Here is a 15,968-nt window from a genome sequence, read left to right on the forward strand (position 1 = left end):
ATGTGGATTCGTATTGCCAGTTTTATTCTTCGAAACCGGCTTCCTATTCTGATTGTTTTGGGGCTTATCACTGCTTTTATGGGGTTCCAGTCACGCAAGATAGAGATGTCTTACCAGTATGCTCCGTTGCTGCCGGAGGATGACCCTGTGAATGAAGAGTATAAAAGGTTTGCAGAGCAGTTTGGAAACGAGGGAAACCTCATGGTGTTGGGAGTGCAGGATTCTGCTTTTTTTGAAGCCGGACATTTTCAACACTGGCAAAAACTATCCCGGAACATAAACGCGATAGAAGGGGTTACTTCGGTTCTTTCAGCTTCCGATTCTTATCAATTGATTCGCGACAGGGAAAATAAGAAATTTATAGTGAGACCTGTTTTTCAGGATTCTGTTAATCAGGTGGCACTTGATTCTCTTAAAAATATTTTTGACGGTCTTCCTTTTTACAAAGGACTTTTGTATAATCCCGCTACCAAAACTTATTTATTAGGCATTACCCTTAACAAACAAATTCTTGAGAGCCCGGCCCGGGTGGATTTAATGGAAGCCATTAAATCGGAAGGGGGCGCTTATGAGGAGCGAACCGGAAATCAGTTGCATTATTCAGGTTTACCCTTTATCAGAGTTGAAACGGCGGAGATGATCAAGAGAGAACTGAATATGTTCATTTGGCTGGCTCTGGGTATTACCGCCATTATTATCTTTTTGTTTTTCCGGTCGTTTAAAGTGGTTATTTTTTCCATGCTTGTGGTGGGCGTCGCTGTTATCTGGGCCCTTGGCTGGCAGGGGATTATGGGTTACAAAGTGACCATCCTGACGGGGATGATCCCCCCTCTGATTATTGTGATAGGAATTCCTAACTCAGTATTTCTGCTGAATAAGTTTCATCATGAATTCCGAAATCATGGAAATAAAATAAAGTCTCTTCAGCGGGTAATCAGGAAAATCGGAAATGCTACTTTCCTGACTAATCTGACTACTGCCAGTGGTTTTGCTACATTTGTTTTCACCAGCAGTAAACTATTGATCGAATTTGGAATTATGGCAGCCATCAACATTATGATGGTTTTTGTACTTTCATTACTGATGATTCCTATTATTTTCAGTTTCCTCCCTGACCCCAGGGAGCGTCATGTTCAGCACCTTGAAAGGCCATTCTTTGGGAAAATTATTTCTAAGTTGATTCATATTTCACTGAATCATAAAAAAATTGTTTTTGCCGGGACTTTAGGATTGTTGATATTTGGAGGCATCGGAATTTCCAATATGAAAACCACCGGGTTTATGCTCGATGATGTTCCACATGACCATCAATTGTATCGTGACCTTAAATTTTTTGAGAAGCACTTTAGCGGACTGATGCCTTTGGAAATAATGATCGATACCAAAAAGCCCAAAGCAGTATTGGCTCAAAGTACACTCCGGAAAATGGATGGGCTTCAGCAGAAATTGAAAACCTTCCCTGAACTTTCTGATGGTTTGTCGATGTTGCAGGTGGTGAAATTTGCCCGACAAGCCTATTACAATGGAGATCAGGCTTATTATTCCATTCCCGGATCCATGGAGCGGAATTTTATTCTTTCTTATTTACCCCGGGGAGAAAAGAGTGGAGCAGGAATCGTTAGTTCCTTTGTGGATTCGACACAGCAAAAAGCCCGTATAAGCTTTAGGATGGCCGATGTAGGAACAACGCGGATGAAAGATCTGGACCGCGAAATCAGAGCCGTTGTGGATTCTGTTTTTCCCGCTGAAAAATATGAAACCTCAGTAACAGGTTCCAGCGTAGTGTTTTTTAAGGGAACCGATTACCTTATTCGGAACCTGTTTATTAGTCTTGGGCTGGCGGTGCTGTTGATTGCTTCTTTTATGGCCTGGATGTTCCGATCCAAAAGAATGGTGGTGGTATCACTTTTCCCAAACCTGGTGCCCTTGATTACCACTGCTGCTTTGATGGGATTTTTTGAAATACCGATTAAGCCCTCTACCATCCTGGTGTTTAGTATTGCGTTTGGGATATCGGTCGATGACACCATTCATTTCCTGGCCAAATACCGTCAGGAACTGAGCCAGACCAATTGGAGCATAAGAGCTGCCACTGTTCTGGCGCTTAAAGAAACCGGAAGGAGTATGATTTATACCTCCATTATTCTTTTCTTTGGATTTGGTATATTTACAGTGTCAAGTTTTGGAGGAACAGTTGCCCTTGGTGCTTTGGTTGCATTTACTCTTTTGGTTGCATTGTTTTCCAATCTTATTTTGCTTCCTTCGTTGTTGCTGGGATTGGAGAGATTAATCACCAATGAATCGTTTAAAGAGCCCATGCTTACGATATACAATGAGGAGGAAGATATTGATTACGACGAATTGAAAATAGACCAAAAATCCGGTGGTCATCAGGAAGCTGACTTTCCTGAACGTACCCAAAAATAGGTTGTTATGTCGAAAATTGAAGAGTTTCGCCAGATTATCGAAGACCAGATAAGAATGTTGGAACGGCCCACCAGGCCCGAAGGACTTTATGATCCAGTGAAGTATGTCCTCTCACTTGGCGCTAAAAGGTTGAGGCCTGCGCTTTGTCTTACTTCTGCTGCTCTTTTTGGCGATTTTTCCGCTGCAGTTTTCCCCGCTATCGGGCTCGAAGTTTTTCATAACTTTACGTTGCTGCATGATGACATCATGGACCAATCTTTAGTACGCCGGAATCAGCCAACGGTACATGAAAAGTGGGACAGCAATACCGCCATCCTTTCCGGTGATGTTATGCTCATCAAAGCTTATGAATTAATGGCCAAAAGCCCGGTTGGTGTCCTGCCTCAGGTGCTTGAAGTTTTTAGTAAAACAGCCACAGAAGTATGCGAAGGTCAGCAGTTTGACATGGACTTTGAGAAAACCACTGACGTTACCGAGGATGGATATCTGGATATGATTCGGCTGAAAACGGCGGTACTCCTGGGTGCAAGTATGAAAATTGGTGGCATTTTGGGAGGAGGGAGCTTACGCGATTGCAGTCTGCTTTACAAATTTGGACAGGATATTGGTATGGCATTTCAGCTGCAGGACGACTGGTTGGATGTTTATGGCGATCAGGAATCTTTCGGAAAAAGGATCGGAAATGACATCCTTACCAACAAAAAAACTTTTCTTTTAATCACTGCATTGAACCGGTTAGAAAGTGAACCCAAAAAGGAACTTTTAGATTGGTTGGAACGTAAGGAGTATTTAGCGGAAGATAAAATTGCTGCTGTGACTCGTCTTTTTAATGAAGCCGGTATTTCTGAGATAACTCAGAAAAAACGGGATGATTTCTTTTTCAGGGCTATTGAGAACCTTGAAAAAGTGGGTGGGAATAAAGAAATCAGAATTGAGCTTCAGACTTTTGCCCATGAATTGATGGCCCGGGCACGCTAATATTTCCGTTTATTTGATTAAATTCGGTCGAAAATAAATGTGTTTACCATGTCGCAAATCAAAGGTATAATATCGCAGGTTATCGGGCCTGTGGTGGATGTGAGTTTTGAACAAAAAATTGAACAGCTCCCCGGAATTGATGAAGCACTTGAAATCCGGAGGGATAGTGGAGACCTACTCATTCTTGAATGCCAACAGCACATTGGAGAACATGCTGTGCGTTGCATTGCCATGGATTCAACCGACGGATTAAGACGTGGGATGGAAGTCATATCCCGGGGCGAAGCTATTTCAATGCCATCCGGCGAAAATGTAAAAGGTCGGCTTCTGAATGTAGTTGGAAATGCCATTGACGGACTACCCGAAGTAGAGACCGAAGAAAGAAGTCCTATTCACAAACCTGCTCCCGACTACGACACCCTTTCTACCGAAACAGAAATTCTTTTTACCGGTATCAAAGTGGTGGACCTGATTGAACCTTATGCCAAAGGGGGTAAAATTGGTCTTTTTGGTGGTGCCGGGGTTGGGAAAACGGTATTGATCCAGGAACTTATTAATAATATTGCCAAAGGATACAGCGGCTTTTCTGTTTTTGGTGGTGTCGGTGAACGTACCCGTGAAGGAAATGACCTTTTGCGGGAAATGGTGGAAGCCGGGATTGTTGATTATGGGGAAGAATTTAAAAAGAGCCTCGAAAAAGGGGAATGGGATATTGATAAAGTAGATCAGAAGGCATTAAAGAATTCTCAGGTATCAATGGTCTTCGGACAGATGAACGAGCCTCCGGGAGCCCGGGCAAGAGTTGCTTTATCTGCCCTTACGATTGCCGAAACGTTTCGCGACAAAGGCAGTAGTGAAGGTGGTGGTAGTGATGTGTTGCTGTTTATCGACAATATTTTCCGTTTTACCCAGGCCGGTTCAGAAGTGTCTGCACTTTTAGGAAGGATGCCTTCTGCAGTAGGTTATCAACCTACACTTGCTTCCGAAATGGGAGCTTTACAAGAACGTATTACCTCTACCAATACCGGTTCTATTACATCTGTTCAGGCGGTTTATGTTCCTGCCGATGACCTTACCGACCCTGCTCCTGCAACCACATTTACACACCTGGATGCAACAACTGTATTGAGCCGTAAGATTTCTGAGCTGGGTATTTATCCCGCTGTAGACCCGCTCGATTCAACTTCCCGTATTTTGACACCTGAAATTGTTGGTGAAAAGCATTACCAGACAGCACAACGAGTTAAAGAAATCCTCCAGAGATATAAAGAGCTGCAGGATATTATTGCCATTCTGGGGATGGAGGAACTATCGGAAGACGATAAACTTATTGTTGGGCGCGCTCGAAGGGTCCAAAGATTCTTGTCGCAGCCGTTTCATGTAGCCGAACAGTTTACCGGTATCAAGGGACAACTTGTTTCCATTGAAGATACCATCAAAGGTTTTAATATGATTATGGACGGGGAAACGGATAAGTATCCCGAAGCCGCATTTAACCTGGTGGGCACCATTGAACAAGCTATTGAAAAGGGTGAAAAATTGCTCAAAGAAGCCAAGCAAAAATAATGGAAGATCTTTATCTCGAAATTATCACGCCCGAAAAGATTCTGTATGATGGGCTGGTGGGATTGATTGAAGTTCCCGGAGCCAGTGGACGGTTTGTGCTGTTGCGCGATCATGCTCCCATCATTTCCACGCTTGTTCGTGGGGATATCAGGGTTATTGGGAAAGATGGATACGACCATCATTTTCGATGCAAACAAGGTGTGGTGGAGTGCCACGATAATCATACCGTTATTCTGATGGATGAACTACCTGATGAAAATGAGGCTGACTTGTAAATGTTAACTCGTGACGGGATTATTAGGTTTCTCCCATAACTTTTTTAACAGGATTTTTTTTCACTCCTTCTCGAACTGTATCCCCTCAATTATATATTATCTCTCTCCCTGGGAGGGATTAACTGATGCCATTTTCCTACCTGAAAAGGATTAAGGGAGGCTTTTCTATATTTTCCTGATCGATTTCCTGTTTTTTGTCTATGGTTTCCCTATTTTTGTCAAATATTATTCAGAAAGTATTAACAGAAAGTATTTTCCTGTGGGTTGAAATTTCAGGAAAATTGATTTCAAAAACGAAACCAAGATGACTTTTAGCGAAACCTGTAACAAGATTTTTATTCAGTCCACCGAGCATTATCATGAATTTGACAATGTGGATGCTACCCCGGAAAACCCGTATAAAGAGGAAACTATTGAGGATTTGCTCTTCAGAAAAAACTGGATTGATGCCGTGCAGTGGCACCTGGAAGATATTATTCGTGACCCTGAAATTCAGCCCGACGAGGCCTTGAAAATTAAACGTCGCATTGACAGCTCCAATCAGGACAGAACTGATTTGGTAGAATCTATCGATGATTTCTTTTTGGCCAAATATAAGGATGTGAAAATCGCTTCTGATGCGACCATCAACACTGAGAGTCCTGCATGGGCTATCGACCGTCTTTCAATTCTGGCGCTTAAAATTTACCACATGGAGCAGGAAGTTAAGCGCGTTGATGCTTCTCCCAAACATCTGGAACAATGTAATCTGAAACTTTCCGTTTTGCTTCAGCAACGTGAAGATTTAAGCACTGCCATCGACCAGCTCATCGGAGATATTGAAGCAGGAAAGAAGTACATGAAAACCTATAAACAGATGAAAATGTACAACGATCCGGCATTGAACCCCATTTTGTATAAAAACAAGAAATAGGTTTTGAAGAAAAGAGTTCTTGTTTTTCGTTTTAGCGCCCTGGGCGATGTGGCTATGACGGTTCCTGTTTTGTGGTCGTTTCTGGAGAAATACCCCGATCATGAAATTTGGTTTGTTTCGCGGCCTTTTGCCAGGGATTTTGTTGCCCCGTTGCCCCGTGTTCATTTCGTTCCTGTTGATTTAAAGCAGAAACACAAAGGCCTGGCCGGACTTTTTCTTCTGTTCAGGGAGTTGAAAATGCAGGGCCCGTGGGATGCCGTTGTTGATTTGCACAGCGTCTTACGGACGCATGTACTTACAACCTTGTTTCAGCTTTCGGGAGTCAGGGTTTCAAAAATTGATAAAGGTCGTTCAGAAAAAAAGAAGCTAACTCGTAAAGACAAAAAGGTTTTTAAGGCCCTGCCGACAACAGCCGAGCGCTACAGACAAACCTTTGCAAAAGCAGGATTTCCGTTTGAATTGCAAAAATTTCCCGGAAAAACATTATACGGAAAAGACTCGCTTGATTCAAAAAGTCCCCCTTGGGGGGATTTAGGTGGCTCCTCTTTTTTAGTCGGTATTGCTCCGTTTGCCAAACATCATTGGAAGATGTGGCCCGAAGAGAAAATGTTGAAACTGCTTGGGTTGCTTGAAGAGAGGGAGATTCCGGTTATTTTATTTGGAGGTCCCGGACAGGAACAGGAAAAGCTGGAGCAATGGGCTTCCGATTTTAAAAATGCCCGCACCTTTGCCGGAAAATTATCAATGGCTGAGGAATTGGAGCTTATATGCCGTCTGAGTGTGATGATATCTATGGATTCAGCAAATATGCATATTGCAAGTTTAGCCGGAACCCGTGTGGTAAGTATTTGGGGTGCTACACATCCGTATGCAGGTTTTTATGGTTATGGGCAATCAGCCGAAGACGCCGTTCAGGTGGAGTTGGATTGCAGGCCTTGTTCAGTCTTTGGAAATAAGCCCTGCCACCGTGGTGATTTTGCCTGTATGGAACGAATTACTCCGGAAATGGTAGTGGAGCAAACTTTAAATACCTAAAACTTTTATTGGCCCGGATGATGAATATCGCATTAATTAACTCAATAGGAAAAAATAAATGGGGCGGTGGCGAGAAATGGATGATTATGACTGCTTCCGGGCTCAAGGCTCTTGGGCACAACGTATTAATCGTCTGTCGTAAAAACTCCGTTCTTTCCAGAAGAGCAAAAGCGGAAAATCTTTCTGTGAAAGAAATTGGTGCCAATTCAGATTTCGATATCATTGCCTGCTGGCGGTTTTGTCGCTTTTTTAAAGAATTTCAGCCAAAAGCTGTTATTGGTTGTCAGAATAAGGATTGGAGAGTTGCTTCTGTTGCCCTTAAAATTATTGGTGCTGATGCCAAAGTGTATTCCCGCCAGGGTCTGCAATTACTTAAAAACCATTGGTGGTACAAATGGACGGTTAAGCTTTTTTGCGACGGGATTATTACCAATACCCATACCATCAAAAAAGAATATGAATCCTTTCTGCCCGTTAAGAAGGATTTTATTAAAGTAATTTTTAATGGGGTGGAAGAATTACAGGAACAGGGGAACTTTTTTGATTTTTCTCCCTGGATTTCTGCTGAAGTGAAAAATCCGGTTATCGTCTTATCCACCGGACGGCTTGCGAGACAAAAAGGGTTTAAGTTTTTGGTGGAAGCTGCCCGATATATTGTTGAGCAGCATGATAACGTATTTTTCTTTTTGGCTGGAAAAGGCCGATTGGAAAGTCAATTATTAAAACTGATTAGAAAATATAACCTGGAGAAACGGTTTTTTCTGATTGGATTTCAAGAAGATATTTCCGGATTGCTTCGCGCTGCGGATATTTTTGTAATTCCGTCGTTGTATGAAGGGATGCCCAACTCTGTGTTAGAAGCTATGAGTTACAAATTGCCTGTAGTAGCCAGTAATGTAAATGGTGTAAGCGAGCTAATAAAGGACGGAGAAAATGGATTTTCTATTAAGAGTGGCGATGTGGCACAATTGGTTGACAAACTTAATGTATTGATTTCTGATGGAGGAAAGAGGATGGAATTGGGCGAAAAAGGACATTTTTTTGTAAAAGATAATTTCTCTATTGACCGAATGGTTCAGGAGTTTGACCGTTTTATCAAAGGTGATGCAGAAAATAGGCGCCCGAAAAAACGGATGACTAATGTTCCAGACGGATTATCTTTTGACATGAGAATTGCCTACGATGCCAAAAGGGTGTATCACAACTTCACTGGTTTGGGGAATTATAGCAGAGATCTTATCAGAATTTTAAAGCAATTTTTTCCCCGAAACCAGTATTTGCTTTATAATCCCAAGGCCTCTAAAAAACATGTTTTTGATGTTGATAATAAGCATGTGGTAGAAATAAGGCCCAAAGGGAAGTTTTTTAAACTTTTTCCCTCCGTGTGGCGCCAGTTTAAAATAGTTAATGACCTTAAACGTGACGGGGTTAAGCTATTTCACGGCCTCTCGGGAGAAATCCCTACAGGTCTGAAACAGCATGGAATAAAAAGTATGGTTACCGTACACGATCTTATCTTTTTGCGGTTTCCCAAATTCTATTCTTTTTTCGACCGGGAAATCCATACCATTAAAGCCAGACATTCCACCAGAAATGCAGATGTTGTTGTTGCTGTCAGTGAACAAACAAAAAACGATGTTGTAGAATTTTTTGGGGTTGACCCTTCCAAAATAAGGGTTATTTATCAGGGCTGCCAGGATATTTACAAGCAGAAATTTCCGGCTGAAGAAATTGAGCGCGTACGAAAAAAATACAATCTTCCGGAGCAATACCTTCTTAATGTTGGAACCATTGAGGAGCGGAAAAACATTCTTCTGGGGGTGAAAGCCATAAAGGATCTGGATACCCATCTGGCTATTGTAGGCTCCGAAACAGAATATACAAGCAGAGTTAAAGAATATATTCTGCACAATGAGATGGGCGATAAAGTGTCCTTTTTGAAAGGAGTTCCCAACGACGAACTGGCCATGCTATATCAGGGGGCATCATTGTTTGTTTATCCTTCTCTTTTCGAGGGTTTTGGAATTCCAATTATCGAAGCTTTGTTTTCCGATACCCCGGTGGTCACCTCAAAAGGCGGTTGTTTTGGAGAAGCAGGCGGTGCCGGGAGCTTATATATTGATCCCTTTAGTGTGGAGGAATTAAAAGATGCGATTGTTAAGGTTCTGACTGATTCGGCTCTCAGGGAAAGGCTGGTTGTGTCAGGGAGAGAGCACGTTAAGAAATTCTCTGATGAGTTTATTGCCGACCAATATATGGCATTGTATCGGTCATTGTTGCTTGAGAAATAAAAAAAGAAATGTGTTATGAAGGTTTGTGGTTTTACAATTGTCAGAAATGCCATAAAATACGGTTATCCGGTAGTTGAGTCCATTAATTCTGTTCTCCCCGTATGCGATCACTTCATTGTGGCCGTTGGCAAATCGGAGGATAATACTTTAGAGTTGATTAAGAGCATCGCCTCACCAAAGATTGAAATTCTTAAAACTGAGTGGGACGAATCACTTCAAGGAGGAGGCCGGGTGTTGGCTGTTGAGACCAATAAGGCAATGGATGCCATTGGCGAGGAGTTTGACTGGTGCTTTTACATCCAGGCAGATGAGGTTATCCATGAGAAGTATTACCCTGAAATTCAGGAACAGATGAACTTTTGGAAAGATCATCCTCAGGTGGAGGGGCTTTTATTTAAGTATTTGCACTTTTGGGGTACTTACGATTATGTGGGAACCAACAGAATGTGGTACCGGCATGAGATTAGAATTATCCGAAATGATAAGTCTATTCGTTCCTACAAAGATGCACAAGGCTTTCGGAAAAACAACCAAAAACTGAACGTTAAGCTTGTTGATGCATATGTATACCATTATGGATGGGTAAGGTCTCCGGAGACGATTAGGGAGAAGATGAGTAGTTTTCATGCACTTTATCACTCAGGTGAGAAACTTAAAGAAAAACAAAGACAATCTGAGGATTTCGATTATGCACAGGTTGGGTCAGTCAGGAAATTTGAAGGATCTCATCCTGAGGTGATGAAACCTATGATTGAGAAGTTAGATTGGCACGTAAATATTGATGTGTCCCGAAAAAATATTGGTTTAAAAGATTATCTTTTATACCTTTTTGAAAAGGCTTTTGGATATCGATTGTTTGAATACAAGAATTATAAGGTTGTTAAATAGAAGTTATTCTGAAAAAAATATTTGGAAAATAACTGTCAGATAATTATTTATCTTCGACGTTTTTATCTATTTTATTTATTTTTTTTCATATGTTAAATAATTTAAGAAGTTTTAGATTACCAGACAAATGAAAGAAAGTACTGGTTGTTTATTATTCTGGAAAATATAGATTTGTGCAGTTGTTAAAAAAGCTATTGTAATAGAAACCGAATAAGAAATATGCTGACCTGGAATTATCAAACCAACAAGAACATTAATCTAAAATTTTCAATTGTTATTCCTTCATGGAACAATCTTGAAATGTTAAAAACCTGCGTGAAAAGTATTCAAAAGAACTCAACTTTCCAGCATCAAATCATAGTTCATGTAAATGAAGGCACGGATGGGACGCTGGAATGGGTGAAGGAGCAGGGGTTTGATTATACACATAGTGTGCAGAATGTTGGTGTTTGCTGGGCAATGAATGCGTGTAGGAGCCTGGTGCAAACAGATTACCTTGCGTTTTTAAATGATGATATGTATGTCCTGCCTGAATGGGATCTGGCCTTGTGGAAAGAAATTGAAGTCCTTCCCGATAATTTCTTCTTCTTATCATCTACTACCATTGAACCTCGAATTTCTCCACATCCCGGAATATTAGCTCCTTTTGATTACGGAACAACACCTGATAACTTCAGAGAGGAAGCGTTGCTCAATGAGCAAAGGAGTATCCCCGGGAACGATTGGCATGGAGCAACATGGCCTCCGAATATTGTGCACGTTAATGTGTGGGATTTGGTAGGAGGTTATTCCATTGAGTATTTTCCTGGCTTGTATTCAGATCCTGATTTTTCAATGAAACTTTATGAAGCAGGGGTTCGGTATTTCAAGGGGATTGATGCCAGCCGTGCGTATCATTTTGGTTCTAAATCTACCCGAAGAATCAAGATGAATAAGGGAAGTAAACAGTTTCTCAATAAATGGGGTATTACTTCAGCTTCGTTCACTCGTATCTTTCTTAAGAGAGGGCAGCGCTATACTTCACCTGTTGTTGTGAGTTCGGATGATAAAGCTTTCAAAAAGGCAAGGGTAAAGAGTTGTTTGAAAAGGTTTTTTTGGAGTTTCAGCGGAACCGGCCGAACCATCGGATTGAATTCGTATGATAAATTCGAAGATTAATGGATGAATCCAAAAGTTTAAATATTGGGGTTGTATTGCCCCACACAAAGCTATACGGTGGCGTTAGACGGTTTCTGGAACTTGGTAATTTCTTTGTTTCGAAAGGACATCAGGCTTTTATATTTACACATGATGGAAAATCTCCTGAATGGTTTAGCTTTAACGGGCAGATTCTTTCATTTGAGAAAATGAGGGATTTTAAACTGGATGCGCTTTTCTTTACTGAACCTTCCTTTGCCCCGCTTGTAGCTGAGACAAAATCGACCCGGAAGATTTTTTATTTTGTCAGAGCCAATGAAAATCTTAATAAAATAAGGAAAAAGGTTGAAAATGTTGAGTTTTTTGCAAATTCAACCAATATGGTGCAACTGGCCAAAAGAAAATTTAATATAGAAGCATTTCCTGCCATTGGAGGTTTGAATCCAGACCAATATGTGCCCAGGAAAGATCTGGGGATTAAGCAGGGAAAGCCTTTCGAAATATTGGCTTACGGACGGTTGGCTGAAAGGCGAAAAGGAACAAAATATGTTGTGAGTGCTTGTGAGCGTCTCCTTAAAAAAGGATATAGTATCCATCTAACTCTTTTTGATACTCCGGTGACAGAAAAAATGGAGAAAGCCATAAAGGAATTTTCCACCACGATTCCCTATTCTTTTATTCTTAACCATCCTGTGGAAAAAAATCAGGAGATTTTTCACAAAGCAGATGTGTTTGTAGCGCCTGAGAAAAAAGCCGGATGGGCAAATACTGTTGTAGAGGCAATGGCTTGTGGAATTCCGGTTATTGCCAGTACTTCCGGAACCATGGATTTCCTGGTTCATGAAGAAACCGGTCTGATAGTCTCCCGCAATTCCCGAAGAATCGCAAAAGCTATTGTACGTTTGATTGAAAATGAACAGTTGAGAATTGATTTGGCCGAAAAGGCTGTGGATAAAGTAAAAATTTTTGCCTGGAACGTTTTGGGTGAAAAGATCCTGGATTATTTGCAAAGAAAACCGGGAATTCCTCGCCGGTTTTGACAAGTTCTTTCTCGGCTGTTTGTTCAACAGAACTATACATTACAAGGATTCCCCTCTTTTTCCTTACTTTTGCAGATTCCAATTACAGAATCAAAAAAAATGAAGAGGTTTTTATATACATTTCTGAGGGTCTGGCTTTTCTGGCTGGTCTTTTTTGCTTTTTTCAGAGCTGTTTTCATCATTGTCAACTACAGCTATGCCGATAACACTCCGATTTTGACCATCCTGGCTTCTTTTGGGCCTGGTTTGCGCATGGATCTTTCCTTTTCGGGATATTTGATGTTACTCACGGGGGTTATTCAACTGGTTGCCTTGCTTGTTCAACGCAAGTTTTGCCAACAGTGTATCTTGTGGATGCATTACTTGTTGATTCCGGTTTTTACGGGACTGCAGCTTGGAGATATTAATCTTTTTCGTTATTGGGGAGGACATCTAAACAGCGAGGCTATTGCATTTATTGAAACTCCCGGAATTATTCTGAACTCTATCCACTGGACAGAAGCTTTGCTGTTCTTTGTAATACTGACAGGGATTTCGTGGGGCATCATCTGGTTGTTCAAAAAGTTTGTAGCCGGAGATAGACTGAATGAGATATTTACCTGGCGAGGAACTGCCATTAATGCGGGCATTACTTTGTTCATGGCCGCACTTATGATTGTTCCCATTCGGGGAAGCTTCGGTGTGGCACCGATAAATACAGGGGCTGCTTATTTTTCCAACTATTTGTTTGCAAACAATGCAGCGGTAAATCCTTTGTGGAACCTTGCTTATTCTATGAAGCGAAGCGGCATTGAGGAGGGTCAGTACTGGTTTGTCAGCGACGATGTTGCCCGGGAACAGTTTTCTGATATGATGCAACAATGTGGAGGTTTTTGGCATTTACTCAATACCCAACAGCCCAATATTGTGGTTGTTTTGCTGGAAGGTTTTTCGGCACAGGCTATTGGGTCTTTGGGAGGTGAACCCGTTGCAAAAAATCTGGAAAAATTGAAGAAAGACGGGGTATTCTTCAGTAACATTTTTGCCACCAGTTTTCGGTCTGACTACGGTATGGTTGGTGTGTTGGCCGGTTATCCCGGTATTCCCGGTTATTCAATCATGCAATATCCCGATAAATCGCGTAATCTCACCTTCATTCCCCAAAAGCTCAAAGAGGCCGGATACAAGGATCTTAATTTTATTTACGGGGGCGATATGGGGTTTAAAAATCTGAAGTCATTGATTTCGCTGGCCGGGTTTGACGATGTGGTGGATATCAATGATTTTCCTGCCAAACAAAGAGGGCAAAAGTGGGGAGTGCATGACGAGTTTACGTTCCAAAAGTTTTCAACAATGATTGAGGAGTCGCAGTCTCCCTCCTTCAATTTTATGTTTACACTCAGTAGCCATGAGCCGTTTGATGTTCCTATGGAACGGGTTTACGAAGATGATTATTTTAATTCGGTTCACTATACTGACAGCTGCCTGGGGGTTTTCTTTGACGAAATGAAAAGGCAAGACTTGTGGGACAATTCTCTTTTTGTGCTTATTGCTGATCACGGGGTCACAGGTCCCGAAAAACTAAGCAATTTGGAATCCCGAAGATACCGAATCCCCATGTTGTGGGCTGGTGGAGCTCTGGCTATACGGGATACTGTTATAGATACTTATGGTTCACAGGTAGATTTGGCTGCTACTTTACTGTCGCAGCTTAAAATTGATTCGAACCCGTTTAAATTCAGTAAAAATATTCTCGATACAGCGGTACAGGGGTTCGCATTTATTCAGTATCCCGAAGGCTTTGGATATGTGGATAGGGGGCAGTTTCAGATATTCGACAAGAGTAATTTCACTCCTCTGGTTTTGGAGGGTGCACAAACCCGTACCGATAGCTTGAAAGCCAAAATTTTTATGCAGCAGGTGGCGAAGGATTTTAAAGAAAGAATAAGCAATGGAAAGAAATAGTCTGAAGAGAATCGATTTTGAGGTGATGGCACCTGTGGGCTCCTTTGAGTCGCTGATGGCCGCTATTCAGGGGGGCGCAGATTCTGTATATTTTGGGGCGGAGCAATTGAATATGCGCTCCAGGTCGTCGAGCAATTTCACTACTGATGATTTGCGGGAAATTGTAAGCATTGCATCAGGGAAGGATGTTAAAACCTATCTTACTGTCAATACTGTTCTTTACGACAACGATCTTCCGGTGATGCGCAGGCTGATAAGTGCCGCCAAGGAGAGTGGTATCTCCGCTGTCATTGCCTCGGATCAGGCCGCTATTAATTATGCCAACAGCATTGGGGTGGAGGTTCATATCTCCACTCAGGTGAACATTTCCAACGTGGAGGCTCTGAAGTTTTACAGCCATTTTGCCGATGTGGTGGTGCTGGCACGTGAACTGAATATGGAGCAGGTTCGTGCTATTTATGATACCATAGAAAAAGAACAAATCAAAGGGCCATCAGGGAAGCTGATTCGCATTGAAATGTTTTCGCATGGCGCCCTTTGCATGGCTGTTTCGGGAAAGTGTTATCTGAGTCTGCATCAACTGAACTCTTCTGCTAACAGAGGTGGATGCCTGCAGCCCTGCCGACGCAGTTATAATGTTACCGAAAAAGAGACCGGTCAGGAACTGGAAGTGGATAATGAGTACATTATGTCGCCCAAGGATTTAAAGACCATTCATTTTCTGAATAAGATGATTGACGGAGGTGTTCGGGTTTTTAAGATTGAAGGAAGGGCCCGTGGACCCGAATACGTTAAAACAGTCGTCTCCAGCTATTGCGAAGCCATTGATTCTGTGCTGGACGGAACCTATTCGCAGGAAAAGATTGAAGTCTGGGATAAACGGTTGGCTTCGGTTTTCAACCGTGGCTTCTGGGATGGTTATTATCTGGGGCAAAAGCTTGGGGAATGGAGTGCTAATTATGGTTCTCTGGCGACGCGTAAAAAGGTTTATCTTGGAAAAGGAACCAATTATTTTCCTAAAATCGGGGTTGCCGAGTTTGTGCTGGAAACCAAAAGCCTGAAGGTGGGAGATGAGATTTTAATTACCGGCCCCACTACCGGAGTTGTAGAAATGACAGTTTCGGAAATTCGGGTCGATTTAACACCTGTGGAGGAAGCCCAAAAAGGAGATCGTTTTTCAATCCCGGTTAGTGAGAAAATCCGTAGATCCGACAAATTATATAAGTGGGTGAGTCCTGAGCATAAATATGTCAGAAGGAGCTAACCTGGATTATTCGTAAATAATCTATTCTAATGCTCAACTATCGGCGAAATACAAGTGTCCTCGTCAAATTAAATTTGAAAATAGTTCACTATTTACTGCTTCAAATTTGTTTGCGGTTTCTTGTATTTCTTGATATTTGAATATTTCATTACGAAGATTCATGAATAAAACAGGCTAGAGAGGAAATTTTTATATTTTTCCTCACTTAAT

At 41.7% G+C, this 15,968-nt stretch carries 12 protein-coding genes; all 12 read left to right on the plus strand.

The annotated features are described in order from the left end of the window. The 12 genes from QZZ43_RS02420 (at window position 1) to QZZ43_RS02475 (ending at window position 15,758) form a co-directional block, all read left to right on the plus strand. Window positions 1–2,427 carry an MMPL family transporter gene (locus QZZ43_RS02420; RefSeq protein WP_291855901.1) on the plus strand — a complete coding sequence of 809 codons (2,427 nt, stop codon included), beginning with the start codon at window positions 1–3 and terminating at the stop codon, window positions 2,425–2,427. 6 nt (window positions 2,428–2,433) lie between these two features. Then, entirely contained in the window at window positions 2,434–3,405 is a 972-nt protein-coding gene (locus tag QZZ43_RS02425) for a polyprenyl synthetase family protein (RefSeq protein WP_291855903.1), read from the plus strand. A gap of 48 nt (window positions 3,406–3,453) precedes the next feature. Continuing rightward, complete coding sequence (gene atpD, locus QZZ43_RS02430) at window positions 3,454–4,971, plus strand: F0F1 ATP synthase subunit beta (RefSeq protein ID WP_291855904.1); 1,518 nt, start codon at window positions 3,454–3,456, stop codon at window positions 4,969–4,971. Beyond that, window positions 4,971–5,246: a F0F1 ATP synthase subunit epsilon gene (locus QZZ43_RS02435; protein ID WP_291855906.1), complete on the plus strand. Its 276-nt coding sequence runs from the start codon at window positions 4,971–4,973 to the stop codon at window positions 5,244–5,246. The genes atpD and QZZ43_RS02435 overlap by 1 nt, the downstream gene beginning before the upstream one ends. 304 nt (window positions 5,247–5,550) lie before the next feature. Then, on the plus strand, window positions 5,551–6,159 hold the full coding sequence (locus tag QZZ43_RS02440; RefSeq protein WP_291855908.1) for a DUF4254 domain-containing protein: 609 nt from the start codon (window positions 5,551–5,553) through the stop codon (window positions 6,157–6,159). A gap of 3 nt (window positions 6,160–6,162) precedes the next feature. Then, window positions 6,163–7,194 (plus strand): glycosyltransferase family 9 protein, encoded by a 1,032-nt coding sequence (locus QZZ43_RS02445; protein ID WP_291855910.1) that lies wholly within the window; start codon window positions 6,163–6,165, stop codon window positions 7,192–7,194. A gap of 17 nt (window positions 7,195–7,211) precedes the next feature. Continuing rightward, window positions 7,212–9,485 (plus strand): glycosyltransferase, encoded by a 2,274-nt coding sequence (locus tag QZZ43_RS02450; protein ID WP_291855912.1) that lies wholly within the window; start codon window positions 7,212–7,214, stop codon window positions 9,483–9,485. A gap of 15 nt (window positions 9,486–9,500) precedes the next feature. After that, entirely contained in the window at window positions 9,501–10,373 is an 873-nt protein-coding gene (locus QZZ43_RS02455; protein ID WP_291855914.1) for a hypothetical protein, read from the plus strand. 219 nt (window positions 10,374–10,592) lie between these two features. After that, window positions 10,593–11,531 carry a glycosyltransferase gene (locus QZZ43_RS02460; RefSeq protein ID WP_291855916.1) on the plus strand — a complete coding sequence of 313 codons (939 nt, stop codon included), beginning with the start codon at window positions 10,593–10,595 and terminating at the stop codon, window positions 11,529–11,531. Beyond that, window positions 11,531–12,550 (plus strand): glycosyltransferase family 4 protein, encoded by a 1,020-nt coding sequence (locus QZZ43_RS02465; protein ID WP_291855918.1) that lies wholly within the window; start codon window positions 11,531–11,533, stop codon window positions 12,548–12,550. The genes QZZ43_RS02460 and QZZ43_RS02465 overlap by 1 nt, the downstream gene beginning before the upstream one ends. 99 nt (window positions 12,551–12,649) lie before the next feature. Beyond that, on the plus strand, window positions 12,650–14,494 hold the full coding sequence (locus tag QZZ43_RS02470; protein ID WP_291855920.1) for an LTA synthase family protein: 1,845 nt from the start codon (window positions 12,650–12,652) through the stop codon (window positions 14,492–14,494). Then, on the plus strand, window positions 14,481–15,758 hold the full coding sequence (locus tag QZZ43_RS02475) for a peptidase U32 family protein (protein WP_291855922.1): 1,278 nt from the start codon (window positions 14,481–14,483) through the stop codon (window positions 15,756–15,758). Before QZZ43_RS02470 ends, QZZ43_RS02475 begins: the two co-directional genes overlap by 14 nt. The last annotated feature ends 210 nt before the right edge of the window (window positions 15,759–15,968 follow it).

The organism is Marinilabilia sp., from assembly GCF_016278715.1.
In the GTDB taxonomy this organism is placed as follows: domain Bacteria; phylum Bacteroidota; class Bacteroidia; order Bacteroidales; family Marinilabiliaceae; genus Marinilabilia.